Consider the following 17912-nt stretch of genomic DNA (forward strand, 5'->3'; position numbering starts at 1 on the left):
CAATGACTTGTTTGGAAACATCATTGCCCTGTCTACAAATGCGAAGATACGGAGATTTTTTAGAATCTACTGCCTAAAAAAAGTGAGAACTATTTACAACCCGGTCTTTGCTGCGCGCACCGCCAACATCTCGGGAGTTGCGCAGACTAGAGTAGCTGGCGAAGTCTATGCTCGATGAGCGGCAAACGGTCGTTGCCGAAGTACATATGATCGGTGTCTATAAACATCGTAGGCGAGCCATAGCCACCTCTGGAAATAACCTCTTCGGTGTTCTCGCGTAACTTCAGCTTGATAGCCTCGGAGTCCAGTTCCATCAAAAACTTATCACGTGACATGCCCAGCTCTGCTGCGATGTCGGCTAGAATATCTGCGCCGGAAACATCCTGATGATCGCTCCAGTAACCTCTGAACAAACGTTCTGAAAACGCCTCGCCGATGTCGTTTTCCAGTGCGACTAGACAACCGCGCATCATTTTGACCGAGTTAACCTGCAGGTGGAAGCTCGGCCAGTTAATTCGAATGTCGCGGTACTCGGCCCACTCGCCCAGATCTATCATCATTTGTTCAATACGGGGCTTGTTCTGAAAGATCTTCTCGCGGGCTGCATAAAGATCGGGATTAACCGCATTGAAAACACCGCCTACCAGAATCGGTCGCCACTCTATGTCTATGCCCAACTCAGCCGCCATTGGTCTGATGCCGGCAAAGGCGAGATAAGTCCAGGGTGAGGAGCAGTCGTAAAAGAATTCCAGTTTTGGCATGCCAGGTCTCGAGATTGTTTGGTTGGTGCAGAGCTTAATACAGGCTGTCCTTCGCAGCAAAGAATCAGTGCCGGCTAAGGCGATTGGTACAAACTCATTTCCAGATTGTGGCGCTTTTTGTCGGGATCCTGGGTGGCCGGCGTAGCCGCAATATCTGCGACATAATCGTGCGGGAGTCGAGCGGCTCGAGCGCCGGTAAGCACATGATTCAGATACCAGGTATAAGGCGGGAGATTTTCGGCAATGCGAATGGCGCTGTAGGTGAAGCAGGAGTGCAAGACACCCTCGGGGCAGCTTACCTGCACCTGGCTAATTTCGTAGCCCCATCCAACGCCTTCGATGCGATCCAGAATGGGTTTCTCTGCACCGTCGAGTTCGTAGAGTATGCCGATCACCGAGTGCTGCTCATTGCCGCTGTAAAACGCGTTGCATTTGCCCGAACCGTCTTTGCCCGCTTTATGAAATAGCAGCTGATGCCGGGGTAGTACATGTATACCGAGGCTATGCGCACTAGGTGTGCGGGCCAGCAGCCTGGCGCTGGACATGTTCGAGCCGTAGGCGAAGTACTTCAGCGCGCTCATGGGCGTGATCCGGGTACTGGGCTCGGTTGTTCGGTTCCCTGTAACGCTCTGGCAGAGGAATAAGTCGAGACCCCATAGGGAACCAGATAAGTGAGGCCTACTTGTAGCCAGCGGCCACTGCTCATGCCCCCTTCAAGCAGTGCCGGTCCATGATTGATGGCGGCGAGAACGCTGCCAACCAGAAGTGACAACTTCAGGGCCGTGATGACCACCGGGCGGCGCAAAGCGATGCTGAGCAAGCTCGAATCACTCATCGAGATTAGAGTGTCGGTTAGTGTGCACAGTGGTGCTGACCTGCAGTTCGCGCTGGGAAGGGTTCTCGATAATCACACTGGGGTCGGTCGTGCTGATAAGCCGATAACTGCGATACAACTCGCCAAACGCAGCCAGTAGGTGTCGCTCACCTCGCGCCAGGGAGTCGCGTATCTGTTGCTCCCTTTCACCAGGGGTCAGATTGGCTATGTCGGGGGGTAACGACTGCTCTGCCGCCACCAATACTTTGACGATATTATCGGCGGTTTCTGCCGCAGCCTGCTGGAATATAGGTTCGTAGGCGCGATAGTCCTGTCTTAGCTGATTGAGCGCTTTCAGATTAGTGCGGGTCTGTTGCACGGCAAACCGTGCTGGTGCTGTGGCCAGTTTGAAGACGCGAGAGGTGAGGCTGACCATAACTGAGGACCATGCCGAATGGGAGGTCTAGTGTAACGAGGGCGGGGGTCAAACGAAAGGGAGTTAACCCCGCCGTAGCGGGGTTAAGCAGTAACGCAGTGTATTAGATGCGCTCGATGATGATGGCGGGTGCCATGCCGCCTGCTGCACACATAGTGACCAGACCGAACTGCTTGTCTGCCCGTTCCAGTTCATCCAGCATAGTGCCAATCAGAATGGAGCCGGTGGCACCAATCGGGTGACCCAGCGCCATGGCGCCGCCGTTGACGTTGACCTTACTGCGGTCGAGGTCTAGATCGCGAATAAACTTCTCAGCAACCACGGAGAATGCTTCGTTGATTTCGAACAGGTCGATATCGGAAATTGACATGCCAGCGCGAGCCAGCACTTTACGCGCAGCCGGGACCGGAGCATTCAGCATCAACGTGGGCGAATCACCCATGTTGGCCATTGCTACAATGCGTGCACGTGGCTTCATACCGTTCGCTTCGGCATAACGCCGTGAAGCAATCAGGACTGCGCCCGCACCATCGACAACACCTGAAGAATTACCAGCGTGATGGACGTGGTTGATTTCCAGGTCAGGGTACTTCTGTAAGACCAGACCGCGGAAAGTGGTGCCGGCTTCATCAAGCGGATAGTCAGCCAATGCTGCGAAGGATGGCTGTAGTTCTGCCAGTGATTCTTTGGTGGTCTGCGGACGCGGGAACTCTTCCTTGTCCAGAGCCACGCTACCATCCGGATTTAAAACCGGGATCAGCGACTTGTCGAAGTGACCGTTGGCGATAGCGTTGGCAGCATTTTTCTGAGATACCGCGGCGAGCGCATCAACCGCTTCGCGATCAATCCCTTCCAGAGTGGCAATGGCGTCTGCACATAGCCCCTGGTGAGGCTGTGGGTGCATCTCACGCAAGTGCAGGTTGTCACTGTCAATGAACGGTGACATACCCTGCAGGCTGGCGTACATGGACATCATTTCGGTGCCGCCACCGATACAAAGATCTTCCATACCCGCCATGATGCTGCTGGCCGCCATGTTGACCGAGGTAATACCGGAGCCACAGAAGCGGTCCAGTGTGACAGCGCTGGAGCGCACATCGTAGCCGGCGTCCAGTGCGGCCATGCGACCTAAATCACCGCCTTGCTGGCCCTTTTGCTGGCTGGTGCCCCAGATAATGTCATCTACTTCAGCTGTGTTCAGGTCATTGCGCTCGGCGATGGCCTTGAGCACGGTGGCGCCCAGGTGTTGCGGGTGCAAATGCGCCAGGGCGCCCTTGCCAACTTTGCCAATGCCGCGAGGGGTGCGGCAGGCATCTATAATCCATGCTTCTGACATAACTATTTACCTGTCCAGTTAGGGGCTCGTTTCTCGGCGAAGGCAGTGGCGCCTTCAATGGCGTCAGCGCTGCTGAACACCGGCATAACAATATCGTTTTGCTTTTTGAACATCTCGTCGCTGGACCAGTCGCCCTGCTCAGCGATAACCTGCTTGCTCTTGGCAACAGCCAGCGGGCCATTAGCGGCGATACGCGCAGCCAGTTCTTTGGCCGCTTCCAGTGCGGTGCCCGAAGGTACCACGTGATTGATCAGTCCCAGTTCAGCGGCACGTTGCGCGCTAATAAAGTCTCCGGTCAGTGCCAGCTCCATGGCAATACGAGGTGCAATCTGGCGCGGCAGCTTGACCAATCCGCCAGCAGCTGCGGCTAGTCCGCGCTTGACTTCGGGGATTCCAAATTTTGCGTCGTCTGCTGCTATCAGCATATCGCAAGAGATCGCCAGTTCGAGTCCGCCTGCCAGCGCGTAGCCTTCTACAGCTCCGATCAATGGCTTGTTGGGAGTATATTCGGTCAGACCGGCAAAGCCGCGTCCGGGAATGTTGGGGGTTTCGCCTGTCACAAAGGCTTTCAGGTCCATGCCTGAGCAGAAGGTGCCGCCGGCGCCAGTCAAAATGCCAACGCGCAGATCATCATTGCTTTCCAGCTCATCAATTGCAGCTGCAATACCTTCAGCTAGCGCCTTATTGGCCGCGTTTTTGGCCTTGGGACGGTTCAGAGTAATGATAATTACTCCGTCCTCAATCGTCGTTAATACTTCGTCTGCCATGCTCATGTCCTCTCTAGGGTTAATAGCTTGTGCCGCCTGGCGGCGGTGTTGGTTAATCTGTAATCAGGTCTATGCCTGCTTTGGCTAGCGGTTCTACCATAGCTCCGCGGCTTTCAGCCTCGGCGCTGGAAGCAGTGCCTATTTCTGCACGCTTCTTAATGCCTTGCAAGATAGCGGCCAGGCGGAAAAAGCAAAATACCAGATAAAAATTCCAATTGTCGATTTTGTCGCGCCCGGTGCGAGCGCAGTAACGAGCCACATACTCTTCGTCAGTCGGCATACCGAGTGCGGCACGGTCAACGCCGCCCAGACCACTGATACCCGCGCCGGCGGGCAGCGCCCAGGCCATACACTGGTATGCCAGATCTGCCAGCGGGTTGCCCAGCGTTGAAAGTTCCCAGTCAAGCACCGCAATGATGCGCGGCTCGGTTGGGTGAAACATCACATTATCGATGCGATAGTCGCCATGCACTAGGCAGATCGAACCGTCATCTTCCGGGATGTTTAGCGGCAGCCACTCGATGAGTTTCTCCATGGCCGGCGAATGACCCGTCTCTGAGGCACGATATTGTTTGGTCCAACGTCCGACCTGACGTTCAAAGTAATTGCCCGGCTTACCGTAGTCAGACAGCCCTACAGCATCCACGTCAACATTGTGTAGCGCCGCCAGTACCCGGTTCATTTCCTCGTAAATAGCAGCGCGCTCAGCATTGGACTCGATCTCGGGGAGCTGTGAATCCCAGAATACGCGGCCTTCCATATACTCCATTACATAGAACATGGAACCGACTACGCTTTCGTCTTCACACAGGCAATAGGCTTCGGCGACCGGCACTTCGGTACCGTGGAGGGCGCTGATAACCTTGAACTCGCGGTCCACGGCATGCGCTGATTTAAGCAACTCACCGGGCGGCTTGCGACGCAATACATAATGCTTGCCACCGGCGCTTAGTTTAAAGGTGGGATTGGACTGGCCACCGGGAAACTTCTCGTAGGTAAGGTCACCACTGAAGCCAGGAACGTGCTGTTCCAGATAGGGCTGCAGTTTCTCGACATCCAGCATTTGTGTACTCATGATGCATACCGTTTTATCAGTTGTTTACCCAGTGCCATCATGTGGACCTGATCGGAGCCATCAGCCTGCCGACACCAGCGCGCATAATTGAAGGCCTCTGCCATAAAGAAGTCCTGACACAGGCCACCGGCGCCGTGAATTTGCATCGCACGGTCTATCACGCGCTGGACTGTCAGTGGCGTGGATATTTTGGCGGCAGCAATCAGGTCACGAGCCTCCTTATTGCCCACTTTATCCAGCTGATCAGCGGTCTTTAACGTTAGCAACCGTACCTGTTCTATCTCGCAGAAGCAGTTGGCGATATCCTCTCTGACCGATTGATGCTCGGACAGCTTTTTACCAAAGGTGCTGCGCGTTTCAGCGCGATGGCAGGCCAGTTCCATGGAACGCTGTGCACAACCGATCAGGCGCATACAATGGTGCAGCCGGCCTGGTCCAAGACGCCCCTGCGCTATTTCAAAGCCACGGCCTTCGCCGAGCAGCAGATTGGCTGCTGGCACCCGCACATTATCAAACACTATCTCAGCATGACCAATTGGTGCATCGTCATAGTTAAAGGTCTTCAACGCGCGTTCTACGGTAAGTCCGGGCGTTCCTTTAGGTACCAAAATTTGTGTTTGCTGGAGGTGACGGTTGGGATTGTCTGGGTCTGACTTACCCATGACGATAAATATCTGGGTACGCTCATTCATGGCCCCGGTAATGAACCACTTGCGACCATTGATCACGTACTCGTCGCCGTCGCGCACAATGCTGGTCTCGATATTGGTGGCGTCGGAGGAGGCTACGTTCGGTTCCGTCATGGCGTAGGCAGAGCGGATATCACCATTAAGCAGAGGTGTTAACCATTGCTCCTGCTGAGCCTCAGTGCCGTACATCATGAACACTTCCATATTGCCGGTATCAGGCGCATTACAGTTAAAGATTTCTGGCGCCCACATAACCCGGCCCATGATTTCGGCGAGTGGAGCGTACTCAAGATTGGTCAGACCGGCGCCGTGGCTGCCCGGGAATGCCAGATTCCAGAGGCCCTGTTCACGGGCTTTAGCTTTGAGTTCTTCCATCATCGGCACGGTGGCCCAACGATTCTCACAACTATCGAGGTAGTCGTAGTAGTCATGCTCTACCGGATAAACATGTTCATTCATAAACGCGGTGAGCCGCGCCATGTAGTCCTGCGCTTTGGGACTGTGTTCAAAATTCATAAGTAGTCTCAGCCAATGTTGCGGTTAACGCCTTCCCAGTAGGGCTTGCGCAGTTCTTTTTTCAGTATTTTGCCAGATGGGTTACGCGGCATTTCCTGCAGAATCTCCAGTTGTCGCGGAATTTTGTACCCGGCAATCTTGTCGCGGCAGAAGTCTATCATTTCATCGGCTGTGAGGCTGCAATCAGGTTTCAATACTGCAAACGCCAGCAGCGCCTCCCCAAACTTCTCGTTGGGAACGCCGATGACGGCCACGTCGGCGATGGCGGCGTGGCTCGCCAATGCGTTTTCTACTTCCACCGGGTATATGTTTTCTCCGCCACTGACGACCATATCCTTGATGCGATCTTTCAGGTACAGAAAACCCTCAGCATCCAAATACCCTGCGTCGCCGGTATGTACCCAGCCGTCGGTGAGATTTTTGGCGGTTTCTTCTGCCAGATTATGGTATCCGATCATATTGCAGCTGGCGTGGGCCCAGATTTCTCCGACTTCACCCGTCGCCACTGGCCGACCGTTGGTATCCATAATCTTGAGTTGTACGCCAATGGAGGGGCGGCCGCAGGACCTCAGCAGCTCAGGCTCTCCGGCCAACGCGCGGTCATGGTCGGCTGGCGAAAGATTGACTACGGTGCCACAGGTTTCTGTCATACCGTACATCTGGATAAAGCGAGCCCCAAAGACTTCGATAGCGCGCTTTAATACCGACTCAGATATGGGTGAGGCGCCATAGTAGATCTGGCGCAGTTTGGAAAAATCCCGTTGCTCGATATCAGGCAGCCCCAATACGGCCATAATCATTGCCGGTACCATGAAAATCGCGCTGACGTTGTAGGATTCGATGTCATTGACCACCGCGGCCGGGTCGAACACCTTATGCAGAATGATTTCAATACCGGCAGCGATACCGCCCAGCACTGAGCCCGCGCCACCGATATGGAATAGGGGGGCACATACCAGATCCGCCGAGCCAGGTCCCGGACGGTGGGGCATCAAAATTGTGTTCATTTGAATCTGTGTGGCTACGTTTTGATGGCTGACCACCACGCCTTTGGGGTGGCCGGTTGTGCCGCTGGTATACATCTGCAAAAACGGATCGTCTGCGCCGACTTCAACGGCAGGCTTGCCAGCATCCTGTTGCGCCAGCCAGGCATCCCAATGATGAGTATCGGCGCTGTCCCGGGTAAAAATCTCAATGCCGGCAGGCAGATCTGCACGCATCGCAGCCAGGCACTCAAGCAGTGTTTGATCGAGTATCAGTAGGGCACGAGCGCCGGCATCATCTATGATATAGCTAAGTTCGGCCGGCGCCAGTCGGTAGTTAAGAGACACGGTAACGGCCCCGATTTTGCCCGCCGCCAAAAAGGTAAGTAGATGCTCCAGGCTGTTTTCGCCCATGATGGCAACGCGTTCGCCGGGTTTGATGCCGAGTTTCAGCAGGCCATTGGCCATGCGGTTGGCCAGTTGGTCCAATTCGCCGTAACTGGTGGTATCGCCAGCCTGAGTCAGGCAGGGGTTGTTTGGGAAATTACGGGCGTAGTACTCAGCGAACTGATGAACAAGCATGTCAGGCTACCTGATTTGCAGTCTTGCCAAAGGGCGGTCAGTCTGTGGGCTGAGACTGGAGCGGGCAATGACATGGCGAAACAAAAAAATGTGCAACAACTGACAGAATAGCAGCTCTGTCAGTTTGGGTATGCCGCCGCGGTAAACAAGATGGGGATTCTGGCCCTGGTGCTTCAAGGGAGCAGACAACAAACGTCACTTGACGGCGTCTGTGGCGGTCTCAAACTGCGCCGGGTTGCTTTCGACCCAGATAAACTGGCGTCTGGCGAATATGCTGGTAGACTCGATATTCCGTCGCGATAAGGCCCGTTATAAGGGGCATGAGAGCCGGCTGAAATGACACGCTCAGCTGCTGTGACTAGGCAGGGCGGGGCAATAGATTATTAATCAATAAGAGCTTTAAAGGATCGCTTTATGTACCAAGAACTTCGTGATACCTGGGACGAGCTGACCCAGCCTGGGCAAATGTTCGAGTTAACCACGATCAGCATCCGCGGCGCTGACGATGTCAAAGCCTTTGCCAACATACCTGGCTCACTTCGCGATGTCTGGGAAATGACCGCGGGTCATGGTCAGGCGGATTACCTGGTGTATGAAGATGAGCGCTGGACCTATGAGGAGGCGCACCAGCAGGTGCAGTCGATAGCCGCTTGGCTCACAGCCAATGGTGTACAACAACACGACCGGGTAGCGATTGCTATGCGCAACTATCCGGAGTGGATGTTGGCCTACTGGGCGGTTATCTCGATGGGCGCTGTTGCAGTGGGAATGAATGCCTGGTGGGTGCCCGAGGAAATGGACTATGGGCTGGCGGATTCTGCGCCGAAGGCGTTGATTTGCGACAAGGAAAGACTGCAACGTTTCAGTGAGATTGCGGCCAACCACCCTGACATAAAAGTGGTCGCCGTGCGTTGCGAGGATGAGCTCCCCGCTGGTGTTGTCAGCTGGTCCGAGCTTATCAGTGCGGATCCGGTCAAACAGACTGTAGAGATCGACCCTGATGACGATGCCTGCGTGTTTTACACGTCGGGCACTACCGGACGTCCCAAAGGTGCCCAGTTGACTCATCGCGGTTGCGTGACCAACCTGTTCGCCGTGGTGTTTGCCAATATGGCGCAGAGTATGGCCGCTGCCAAGGTCTCTCCACCGGTGGAAACGGATGAAGCGCCGGTGCAACAGGCCGCGATTATTGCGACACCGCTATTTCACGTGACGGCTAATAACTGTCTGGCGCAAGCGCTGACACTGGCCGGAGGCAAGCTTCTGCATATGTATAAATGGGATGCAGGTGAGGCATTGCGCATTATCGAAGCTGAAAAAATCACGACCTTTACTGGCGTGCCGGTGATGTCTCGCGAGATGATGAATCACCCCGATTATCAGCATCGAGACACCTCTAGTCTGAAATCATTGGGCGGTGGTGGTGCGCCGGTGCAGCCCGACCTGGTAGACAAGATTGACAAAAATGGTGGCAATGCGGCGCCTTCGCAGGGCTACGGTATGACTGAGGTGTGCGGCATCATCAGCGCTGTAGGCGGCGCGTATTTTGTCGATAAGCCCAAGAGCGCCGGTTTGGTAATGCCGACCTTTGATATCAAATGCGTGGATGAAGACGGCAAAGAAGTGCCGCTGGGTGAGCGTGGTGAGGTGTGTGTTAAAGGTGCGCAGGTTATCAAGGGCTACCTGAATCGACCCGAGGCGACTGCAGAGGCCATTGTGGACGGCTGGCTCGCCACCGGTGATATTGGCTACCTGGATGATGACGGCTTTTTGTATCTAGTCGACCGCGCCAAGGACATGGTGTTGCGTGGCGGCGAAAACGTGTACTGCAGCGAAGTGGAAACAGTCTTGTTCTCTCATGACGATGTCGCCGAATGTGCTGTCTTTTCAGTACCCGATGATCGTTTGGGTGAAGAGGTAGGCGCCGCCATATATCTCACAGCTGGTAAGTCTCTGACGGCGGAGGAACTGCGAGAATTTTGCAAAGTCCATCTTTCGGCGTACAAAATTCCGCGTTATATCTGGATGATGGACGAGCAGCTACCGCGCAATGCCAGTGGCAAGTTCCTCAAGAAGGAGCTGCAAAAGGAACTATTGGTCGTAGACGCCAGCTGAGGCCGCTTTGCATCGCCCTGTCATGCAGGGCATTGGGCGCGCCGGTTCGTAAGGCCGCTGCCTAAACACCCTTGCGATAGGTATAGGGTGTTACCCCAGTCCAGCCCTTAAAGGCACGAATGAAAGCGCTGGATTCTGAAAACCCCGCGCGATGGGCAATTTCTTCGATACTCAGACCCTGCTTACCCAGGTAGTGCAGGGCTACGTCTCGTCGCAACAGACTTTTGATCTCAGAAAATGAGCTGCCTTCCTTGTTGAGCCTCCGTCGCAGCGTTTGTGGGTGCAGCTCCAGCTGCTGCGCCACGGCGTCCAGTTCGGCGAGGTCGGTAAGGTCGCCGCGTAATATTTGTCGAACCCGAGAGGTCCAGCTGGCCTGATCATATTGCTGAGATAACAGTGCCAGCACCGGGTGGCGTAAAAAACGCGTCAGAGACTGTTCGTTTTGAGTCACCGGTTTCCCCAGCAATGCCTCATTAAAAACTATCTGTGTGTGTGGTTGGTCAAACATGACGGGGCTGCCCAGAAACATATGCCGATATTCCTCGATGTGCGGCGGGGCACTATGCTGAAAGTGGACTTCAATCAGTGGCAGGTGCTCCTGTACCAGCCAGCTGCCAAAGCGATGGCAATTGAAGAGGGCGTGCTCGACGCTGTAGTGCTCAGCAGGAGCATCGGACTCGCCTAGCTGCACCATTGCACGGCCACCTTCTATTCTTAGCTGCGGGCCGTAAGGTTGCATAAATAGACCGAAAAATCGGCAGTAGCGAGCCAGTGCCTGCCCCAGAGTATCGCAGCCAATGACGGCGTAACACATCATCGACCATGAACCGATGGGTAGTCGCTGCTCACCGTAGCCCAGGCTTTCGTCGCCCATGGCGAGCATTGCTGCTACCTGAAGGTCAGCAAATCGCTCGATGGATATTCTGGCATCATTCTCTTCCAAGAGTCGTGGAGAAATCCGATTGAGCCGCAGCAGCGCCGCCGGCTCGAGTCCTTGCGATACGGCGTGCTTGAGCACCGCTTTGACAAAATACACTGAAATTGAGAGTTGTCGCATGGCCATGTCGTTGTGTTTGTATCTCTTCGCAGATTAGGGACTATTGAGCACTGTGCAGATTTGTCAGCTACAGTTAGTGTTTAAGTCGCCTCTAACTAGCCTATCCGCGTCGTTGACGCAGCCTGTGCCTCAGTGGCTGCTTCAAGGTGTTAGTTTACGTCAATTTTTTTGTCGATGGGTGTCATTGTTGGGGGATAGTGGCCTCACCATACTGTTGCCCCTTCTTAGACGCGGGCAGGCGTAAGGTTTTAGCTATGTTACCAAGAGATTTCACCGAAGAGCAGATCATGTTTCGTGACGCCTATCGTCAGTTTCTGGCGCAGGAGATTGTGCCGCATATGGAAGACTGGCGTGAAGCGGGTATCGTAGACCGCAGCGCTTTTCGCAAAGCGGGGGAGGCCGGATTTTTGATGATTTGGCCGGACGAAAAATACGGAGGTATTGGCGATAACGATTTTCGATTCGAGCAGATAATCACCGAAGAGACAGCCTATGCGCGTGTTGCTGACTGGTACAACACCCTTCACAGCCGGCTGGTAGGCCCCTATTTGACCCGTTTTGGCAACGAAGAGCAGTGTGATCGGTTTCTGTCCAAGTGTGTTAGCGGTGAATGTGTGTTGGCAATTGCCATGACCGAGCCAGATGCCGGCAGCGATCTGGCAGGTATGCGCACCTCAGCCGTCGAGGCGGATGATCACTGGGTGATTAATGGTCAGAAGACCTATATCTCCAATGGTATCAATGCGGACCTGGTGATAGTGGCGGCCAAGACTGATCCCGACAATAATCCACACCACATGACTCTGTTTTTGGTTGAGCGTGGTATGGAGGGTTTCGAGCGCGGCCGTAACTTGAAGAAAATGGGGCTAAAGGCGCAGGATACTGCTGAACTGTTTTTCACCGATCTCAAAGTCCCCAAGCAAAACGTATTGGGCGAAGTGGGTCACGGCTTCTACTACCTGATGGAAGGGCTGGCCGAAGAGCGGCTGATCGGCGCTGCCGGTTACCTGTCTGCAGCCCAGCTCTCCTATGATTTGGCGGCAGAGTACGTCAAGGAACGCAAAGCGTTCGGAAAACCTGTAGCTGCCTTTCAGAATACTCAGTTCAAATTAGCAGAGCTGCGTACCGAGCTTGATTTGGCACAAACCTACGTAGACCAATGTGTGGCGGCCTTTAATGGTGGAGCGTTGACCGCAGTTGATGCGGCTAAAGCCAAGCTGGTCACCAGTGAGCTACAGTGCAAGGCGGCAGATATCGGCGTGCAGCTGCATGGCGGCGCAGGTTATATGGATGAATATCCGATTTCGCGGCAGTTTACCGACGCGCGGATTTCACCCATTTACGCGGGCACCTCAGAAGTCATGAAAATAATTATCAGCCGGGATTGCCTGGGTGACGATTATGCCCCATTCAACACCCGTAATTTTTGATCAACACAACGTTTCATTTAACCGAGGAGAAACATTATGGATTTAAAAGATAAAGTTGCAGTCGTCACTGGTGGGGCTTCCGGCCTCGGTCGTGCCACCGTTAAGCGTTTCGTGGCCAATGGCGCCAAGTGCGCGATCTTCGATATGAACGAAGAGAAAGGCAATGCGCTGTGTGAAGAGCTGGGCGACAGCGTCATTTTTTGCAGTGTTAATGTTACCGATGAAGATTCTGTTAAAGCGGGTATCGCCAAGACTCTGGAAGCCTTTGGTGCAATCCACATCAACTGTAACTATGCCGGTATTGGCAACGCCAAGCGCACCATGGGTCGTGATGGTCCTTTCCCGCTGGACGATTTCAAACTGGTACTCAACGTCAACCTGATCGGTACTTTCAACGTGCTGCGCCTGTGTGCTGAGGCCATGTCGACGAATGACGTGGTTACCGCCGACGGCGGTCGTGGCGTTATCATCAACACCGCCTCTGTAGCCGCTTACGAAGGCCAGATCGGTCAAGCTGCTTACTCTGCTTCCAAAGGTGGCGTTGTGGGTATGACGTTGCCGATTGCGCGTGACCTGTCAGTATTGGGTATTCGTGTAAATACTATCGTGCCAGGTCTTATTGCGACGCCCCTGATGATGGGTGGAGCTGAAGAAATGACGCCTGAAATCGCTGAGTTCCTCAAGCCTCTGGGTAGCCAGGTACTGTATCCAAAGCGTCTGGGTGTTGCTGACGAGATTGCTCACGTCGCGCAAATGCTGGTTGAGAACGACTACATGAACGGCGAGTGCATCCGTATGGATGGCGGTATCCGCATGCAACCCAAGTAAGTCACAGCAACTGTCAGGACCAACACGAGGAGAACGGTATGGGCCCACTAAACGGCTATACAATTATTGAACTGGCCGGTATTGGGCCCGCACCAATGGCGGGAATGATTCTCGCTGATATGGGCGCTGAGGTGATTCGAATTGAACGCGCCGGCGCCTATGATCCCCGAATTTCCAAAGATGTTAGTTTCCGCGGCAAAAAATCGCTGGTGGTCAATCTGAAGGATCCACAGGGTGTGGAAGTCCTGTTACGCATGATAGAAAACGCGGATTGCCTGATTGACCCTTACCGTCCAGGCGTCTGTGAAAAGCTCGGTATTGGTCCAGATGTATGTCTGAAGCGCAACCCCAAGCTGGTCTTCGGACGTATGACAGGTTGGGGGCAGGAAGGCCCGCTGGCAAATGCAGCCGGTCACGACATCAATTACATTTCGCTAACCGGAGCACTCTATGCGACCGGTCGCAGCGGACAGAAGCCGGTGCCCCCGCTGAATCTGGTGGGTGATATGGGCGGCGGCGGAATGCTGTTGGTGAACGGAATTTTGGCGGCTCTACTCGAAAGTCACAATTCTGGCCAGGGACAAGTTATCGATGCCGCTATGGTTGATGGTGCTGCCCAGCTGATGTGGATGTTTCACGGTTTCCAGGCTGCCGGAGGCTGGGATGAAACTCAGCGTGAGTCGAATATGCTCGATGGTGCCATGCATTTTTATGACACCTATGAGTGCTCAGATGGCGAATACGTCTCGCTGGGCTCTATCGAACCCCAGTTCTATGCGCTGTTGATGGAAAAGGCGGGCCTGGATATAGAAGTCTTTGGCAATCAACATGATCGCTCGAAGCTGGCTGAAATGAAGGCTGCTTTGACGGAAGTCATGAAGACGAAAACTCAGGCGCAATGGTGTGAAATCATGGAAGGCACGGATGTCTGTTTCGCTCCTGTGCTCAACTTTATGGACGCGCCACAGCACCCTGCCAATGTCGCCAGAAATACTTATATTGAAGTCGATGGGGTCACGCAGCCGGCACCGGCTCCGCGCTTCAGTCGAACGCCGGCTGCCGTGCAGCACGGTGCCCATGGAGTGGGTGAAGATACCGATGAGGCATTGGCTGATATGGGCTTTGCAGAGCAGGAAATAGCGGCTCTACGCGACAGCGGAGCGATTGGATAACGCAATCTGAGGCGCCGCCAGGGCCGACTCCTGAACTGTGTTGGCCGCGGCGACTTGTCGATACCACTCAATAAAACTTAAGGGACGTAGAGATGAGCGAATTCAAGGCAATGAAGATCGAATACGATGGGCCGGTTGCTATCGTTAGTTTTAACCGTCCCGATATGCTCAATGCAATCGATGGCAGCATTCGCGGTGAGTTTCTGGCCGTCGCCAATCAGGTAAATAATGACGACGCTATCCGGGTGGTAATCTTGACCGGTGAGGGTCGTTGTTTTTGTGCCGGCGCTGACTTGGCTGAGAAAGTTCCGGCAGGGCTCGGCGCTGAAGATATGCTTAATCAGCAGTACAAGCCTGCACTGATGGCCATTACTAATGCCCCCAAGCCCTGGATTAGCGCAGTCCGTGGTGCTGCGGCAGGTGTTGGTAGTGCCTTTGCCATGAATTGCGACCTGACTGTGATGGCCGAAGACGGCTACATTTTTCAGGCCTTTGCAGCCATTGGCCTGATCCCCGATGGTGGTGCGACCTGGCACTTGGCGCGCACCGTAGGGCGTAAAAAAGCCTTTGAGCTGATTGCTGGTGGCGAGAAATTGCGGGCCGAAGACTGCTTGCAGTTAGGTCTGTGTAATCGGGTTGTGCCGGGGCAGGAACTGATGTCCGCTACTATCGCCTGGGCCCATGAACTGGCGGCGAAGGCGCCGTTGTCGCTGCGCTATGCGAAAGAATCTTTGAACGCAGCCATGGAAATCAACGTCGCCGATGTTATTTCCAACGAGGCTCGCTTGCAGGCCAAGTGTATCGCCAGTGAAGACGCCGGCGAGGGCGCTCTGGCTTTCTTACAAAAACGCCCCGCAGAATTCAAAGGACGCTAGTTGTGACTGACCCCATATTGTTGTTGGAGAAAAATGGCGCAGTAGCGACTGTTACGCTCAATCGCCCCGATCAAATGAATGCGCTGTCGCCGGAATTACTCAGCGAATTGTGCAATGTCTTCAAAGATCTACAAACCGATAGAAGCATACTTGCCGCCGTTCTCACAGGTAATGGCCGTGCGTTCTGTGCTGGTCTTGATCTGAAAGCGATGGCTACTCATCCAGGTGGGCTGGATGCGTTTGCGATTCATGGAGAAAATGACGTGGCGCGCGCCATGGCAGATTTTGATCGTCCCATAATCGTTGGCGTAAACGGAGTCGCCGCTACTGGCGGATTTGAGTTGGCCCTGATGGGCGACATCCTCATTTGTGGCGATAGCGCGCGTTTTGCTGATACACACTGCCGGGTTGGTCTCGCACCGGGCTGGGGTTTGTCGCAAAAGCTGTCGCGTATGATTGGGCCGAGTCGGGCCAAGGAAGCGCACTTTACCGGCAATTTTATCAGCGCCCAGCAGGCCGCTGACTGGGGCATGGTGAGTCGCGTAGTTGCAGATGAGCAGCTTGGCGCAGAGTGTCAGAAGGTCGCAGAAGACATCGCCTCTTGCGTGCCTGCTACGGTTAAGGTTTACAAGAAACTGGTTGATGATGGTTTCGACTCCACTCTGGGAGCGGGCATGGAGATGGAGAAACTGGTGATGGCTCACGCCAACAAAGGCGTTAGCGGTGACACTATTGGTCAGCGCCGCAAAGGCGTACAGGAAAGAGGGAAGTCACAAGTATGAGTTTACCCAAGCGCACAGCATTATCCTTGCCGGCCCCGACCGGAACCGTTGCCGACACTATTGCACTGGCCCAGCAAGCGGAGGCCCTGGGTTATGACGATGTCTGGTTGGCCGATGCCGGTGGATTGGATGCACTAACACTGGTGCCGATCATTCTTGCCAATACGCAGAAGTTGCGCGTCGGTATCGCGGTAGTCCCTGCCTATACACGCACTCCAGGCGTGTTGGCGTCCACCTTTTCTGTTATTTGCCAGAACTGGCCGGGACGTTTTATACCCGGATTGGGAACCTCCAGTCACACTATTATTGAGAATTGGCACGGGCTGAAGCTGGAAAAGCCACTGACCCGCATGACTGAAACAGTGGCATTGCTGCGCACGATGTTGGCCGGCGAAAAAACTGCGTTTGAAGGAGAGACGCTTACCAGTAAGGGTTACCGTCAGTTACCGGTAGAGAATGTGCCTATCTATCTGGCTGCGTTGCGACCCAAGATGGTAGAGCGCGCTGCCGAAATCGGTGACGGCGTTATCCTGAATTTGTTTCCGCGCGCCGCGCTCCCAAGGATTATGGAGCACGTTGCCATTGGCGCGGAGCGTGCAGGCAAGCAGGCGGAAGATGTGGAGATCGTGTGTCGGCACATGATGGTGGTGACTGATGATAAAGATGCCGGGCGCGCAGCGTTCCGCGGTGCTTTTGCCAGCTACTACTCTACGCCTGTCTACAACAAATTTCTGGCCTGGGCCGGCTATGAAGATGCGGCTCAAGAGATACGTGAAGGCTGGGCTGCGAAGGACCGGGAGCGCACGGCAGCGGCGCTCCCTGATTCTTTGGTGGACGAGATTGGCCTGATTGGTAACGAGGCAGAATGCCAGCAATTGATTCGCGAATACGCGGCCGGCGGTATCCATACTAATATCGTTTCCTGTATTTACCCGACACCGGAGATATTTCCAGCCACGGTTAATGTACTCGCTGCCGATCGTTTCAGTTTTTGACCGGTACTGATGCTGTGGCGGTGTCGGCGCAGGGCGAGCAGTCGCGGAGTTTGCGTCCGCGCGACGCGGCTACCCTTATCGTGGTACGCGACCAGCGTGAGATACTGGTCGGCGTGCGGAGTGCAGGACATGTCTTTATGCCTCACCTGTACGTGTTCCCCGGTGGCAGAGTAGACGCCGGTGATGCTCGGGTGCCCAGTCCGGTCCAGCTACGCGCGCCTGAACTGAATAAATTGACGAAAACCCTCAGTCCGGCCCGAGCGCGAGCATTGGCGATGACTGCGGTGCGTGAGACCTACGAAGAAACCGGTCTGATTTTAGGGCGTCCTACGAAGCAGCCGCCGAGCACCAGCTCCCCACATTGGCAGCCCTTTTTTGAGACTGGACATGTGGCAGCACTGGATCGCTTACGCTATGTGGCGCGCGCGATTACGCCGCCGAATCCTCTGCGACGTTATGACGCCAGGTTCTTTCTTGCAGACGCCAAACACTGTTCCGGACAACTGCGAGGCAATGGCGAACTTGAGGATCTGCGCTGGGTCACGTTAAAGCAGGCCGCACGGCTGGAGCTTTCGCCTGTAACCGAGCTGGTGCTGGAACTGTTGGGGAATAAGCTGCTACAGGGCCGCAGTTCGAGCCGAGTTCCCTTGTACTGGTCACGTTTTGGCCGCGAGCGAATCGATTACGAATAGTTGATAC

The 17912-nt window shown here is 54.6% G+C and carries 18 protein-coding genes; 8 read left to right on the forward strand and 10 right to left on the reverse strand.

Annotated elements, in window-relative coordinates:
* Positions 1–146: 146 nt before the first annotated feature.
* The 9 genes from EYC98_RS09470 to EYC98_RS09510 all read right to left on the reverse strand — a co-directional run bounded on the left by EYC98_RS09470 (position 147) and on the right by EYC98_RS09510 (position 7959).
* A complete protein-coding gene (locus EYC98_RS09470; RefSeq protein WP_279245105.1) occupies positions 147–761 on the reverse strand; it encodes a 2-hydroxychromene-2-carboxylate isomerase in 615 nt (204 codons plus the stop codon).
* A 74-nt stretch (positions 762–835) separates the two neighbouring features.
* Positions 836–1342 (reverse strand): gamma-glutamylcyclotransferase family protein, encoded by a 507-nt coding sequence (locus tag EYC98_RS09475; RefSeq protein ID WP_279245106.1) that lies wholly within the window; start codon positions 1340–1342, stop codon positions 836–838.
* Complete coding sequence (nrtS, locus tag EYC98_RS09480; RefSeq protein ID WP_279245107.1) at positions 1339–1596, reverse strand: nitrate/nitrite transporter NrtS; 258 nt, start codon at positions 1594–1596, stop codon at positions 1339–1341. Before nrtS ends, EYC98_RS09475 begins: the two co-directional genes overlap by 4 nt.
* Positions 1589–2011: a hypothetical protein gene (locus EYC98_RS09485; protein ID WP_279245108.1), complete on the reverse strand. Its 423-nt coding sequence runs from the start codon at positions 2009–2011 to the stop codon at positions 1589–1591. The genes nrtS and EYC98_RS09485 overlap by 8 nt, the downstream gene beginning before the upstream one ends.
* Before the next feature lie 103 nt (positions 2012–2114).
* Positions 2115–3347 (reverse strand): acetyl-CoA C-acetyltransferase, encoded by a 1233-nt coding sequence (locus EYC98_RS09490; protein ID WP_279245109.1) that lies wholly within the window; start codon positions 3345–3347, stop codon positions 2115–2117.
* A 2-nt stretch (positions 3348–3349) separates the two neighbouring features.
* Positions 3350–4114 (reverse strand): crotonase/enoyl-CoA hydratase family protein, encoded by a 765-nt coding sequence (locus tag EYC98_RS09495; RefSeq protein ID WP_279245110.1) that lies wholly within the window; start codon positions 4112–4114, stop codon positions 3350–3352.
* Positions 4115–4166: 52 nt separating this feature from the next.
* Positions 4167–5189: a phosphotransferase gene (locus EYC98_RS09500; RefSeq protein WP_279245111.1), complete on the reverse strand. Its 1023-nt coding sequence runs from the start codon at positions 5187–5189 to the stop codon at positions 4167–4169.
* Entirely contained in the window at positions 5186–6394 is a 1209-nt protein-coding gene (locus tag EYC98_RS09505) for an acyl-CoA dehydrogenase family protein (RefSeq protein ID WP_279245112.1), read from the reverse strand. Before EYC98_RS09505 ends, EYC98_RS09500 begins: the two co-directional genes overlap by 4 nt.
* An 8-nt stretch (positions 6395–6402) precedes the next feature.
* Positions 6403–7959, reverse strand: coding sequence for a long-chain-fatty-acid--CoA ligase (locus EYC98_RS09510; protein WP_279245113.1), 1557 nt, complete (start codon positions 7957–7959; stop codon positions 6403–6405).
* Positions 7960–8373: 414 nt separating this feature from the next.
* Here EYC98_RS09510 and EYC98_RS09515 point away from each other — a divergent pair, with 414 nt between their 5' ends.
* Positions 8374–10074: a class I adenylate-forming enzyme family protein gene (locus tag EYC98_RS09515; RefSeq protein WP_279245114.1), complete on the forward strand. Its 1701-nt coding sequence runs from the start codon at positions 8374–8376 to the stop codon at positions 10072–10074.
* Between the two features lie 61 nt (positions 10075–10135).
* On the opposite strand, the gene EYC98_RS09520 is transcribed toward EYC98_RS09515, so the two are convergent.
* Complete coding sequence (locus EYC98_RS09520) at positions 10136–11131, reverse strand: AraC family transcriptional regulator (protein ID WP_279245115.1); 996 nt, start codon at positions 11129–11131, stop codon at positions 10136–10138.
* Between the two features lie 254 nt (positions 11132–11385).
* On the opposite strand from EYC98_RS09520, the gene EYC98_RS09525 reads away from it, so the two are divergent.
* From EYC98_RS09525 to EYC98_RS09555, 7 genes are all read left to right on the forward strand, one after another.
* Complete coding sequence (locus EYC98_RS09525) at positions 11386–12561, forward strand: acyl-CoA dehydrogenase family protein (protein ID WP_279245116.1); 1176 nt, start codon at positions 11386–11388, stop codon at positions 12559–12561.
* Positions 12562–12597: 36 nt separating this feature from the next.
* A complete protein-coding gene (locus EYC98_RS09530) occupies positions 12598–13389 on the forward strand; it encodes an SDR family NAD(P)-dependent oxidoreductase (RefSeq protein ID WP_279245117.1) in 792 nt (263 codons plus the stop codon).
* Positions 13390–13427: 38 nt separating this feature from the next.
* Positions 13428–14561, forward strand: coding sequence for a CaiB/BaiF CoA transferase family protein (locus EYC98_RS09535; protein ID WP_279245118.1), 1134 nt, complete (start codon positions 13428–13430; stop codon positions 14559–14561).
* Positions 14562–14653: 92 nt separating this feature from the next.
* Entirely contained in the window at positions 14654–15436 is a 783-nt protein-coding gene (locus tag EYC98_RS09540; protein ID WP_279245119.1) for an enoyl-CoA hydratase/isomerase family protein, read from the forward strand.
* A gap of 2 nt (positions 15437–15438) precedes the next feature.
* A complete protein-coding gene (locus EYC98_RS09545; protein WP_279245120.1) occupies positions 15439–16218 on the forward strand; it encodes an enoyl-CoA hydratase in 780 nt (259 codons plus the stop codon).
* Positions 16215–17213, forward strand: a complete 999-nt coding sequence (locus EYC98_RS09550; protein ID WP_279245121.1) for an LLM class flavin-dependent oxidoreductase — start codon at positions 16215–16217, stop codon at positions 17211–17213. Before EYC98_RS09545 ends, EYC98_RS09550 begins: the two co-directional genes overlap by 4 nt.
* Positions 17210–17905, forward strand: a complete 696-nt coding sequence (locus tag EYC98_RS09555) for an NUDIX hydrolase (protein WP_279245122.1) — start codon at positions 17210–17212, stop codon at positions 17903–17905. Before EYC98_RS09550 ends, EYC98_RS09555 begins: the two co-directional genes overlap by 4 nt.
* Positions 17906–17912: the final 7 nt, after the last annotated feature.

Source organism: Candidatus Litorirhabdus singularis, from assembly GCF_026262625.1.
Classification (GTDB): domain Bacteria; phylum Pseudomonadota; class Gammaproteobacteria; order Pseudomonadales; family Halieaceae; genus Litorirhabdus; species Litorirhabdus singularis.

What these genes read in the sequence shown, in the direction of transcription:
- EYC98_RS09505 (WP_279245112.1), bottom strand. Translation starts at nt 6,394, where the DNA reads ATGAATTTTGAACACAGTCCCAAAGCGCAGGACTACATGGCGCGGCTC.
- EYC98_RS09495 (WP_279245110.1), bottom strand. Translation starts at nt 4,114, where the DNA reads ATGGCAGACGAAGTATTAACGACGATTGAGGACGGAGTAATTATCATT.
- EYC98_RS09475 (WP_279245106.1), bottom strand. Translation starts at nt 1,342, where the DNA reads ATGAGCGCGCTGAAGTACTTCGCCTACGGCTCGAACATGTCCAGCGCC.
- EYC98_RS09525 (WP_279245116.1), top strand. Translation starts at nt 11,386, where the DNA reads ATGTTACCAAGAGATTTCACCGAAGAGCAGATCATGTTTCGTGACGCC.
- nrtS (WP_279245107.1), bottom strand. Translation starts at nt 1,596, where the DNA reads ATGAGTGATTCGAGCTTGCTCAGCATCGCTTTGCGCCGCCCGGTGGTC.
- EYC98_RS09470 (WP_279245105.1), bottom strand. Translation starts at nt 761, where the DNA reads ATGCCAAAACTGGAATTCTTTTACGACTGCTCCTCACCCTGGACTTAT.
- EYC98_RS09530 (WP_279245117.1), top strand. Translation starts at nt 12,598, where the DNA reads ATGGATTTAAAAGATAAAGTTGCAGTCGTCACTGGTGGGGCTTCCGGC.
- EYC98_RS09490 (WP_279245109.1), bottom strand. Translation starts at nt 3,347, where the DNA reads ATGTCAGAAGCATGGATTATAGATGCCTGCCGCACCCCTCGCGGCATT.
- EYC98_RS09515 (WP_279245114.1), top strand. Translation starts at nt 8,374, where the DNA reads ATGTACCAAGAACTTCGTGATACCTGGGACGAGCTGACCCAGCCTGGG.
- EYC98_RS09500 (WP_279245111.1), bottom strand. Translation starts at nt 5,189, where the DNA reads ATGAGTACACAAATGCTGGATGTCGAGAAACTGCAGCCCTATCTGGAA.
- EYC98_RS09520 (WP_279245115.1), bottom strand. Translation starts at nt 11,131, where the DNA reads ATGCGACAACTCTCAATTTCAGTGTATTTTGTCAAAGCGGTGCTCAAG.
- EYC98_RS09550 (WP_279245121.1), top strand. Translation starts at nt 16,215, where the DNA reads ATGAGTTTACCCAAGCGCACAGCATTATCCTTGCCGGCCCCGACCGGA.
- EYC98_RS09510 (WP_279245113.1), bottom strand. Translation starts at nt 7,959, where the DNA reads ATGCTTGTTCATCAGTTCGCTGAGTACTACGCCCGTAATTTCCCAAAC.
- EYC98_RS09540 (WP_279245119.1), top strand. Translation starts at nt 14,654, where the DNA reads ATGAGCGAATTCAAGGCAATGAAGATCGAATACGATGGGCCGGTTGCT.
- EYC98_RS09485 (WP_279245108.1), bottom strand. Translation starts at nt 2,011, where the DNA reads ATGGTCAGCCTCACCTCTCGCGTCTTCAAACTGGCCACAGCACCAGCA.
- EYC98_RS09535 (WP_279245118.1), top strand. Translation starts at nt 13,428, where the DNA reads ATGGGCCCACTAAACGGCTATACAATTATTGAACTGGCCGGTATTGGG.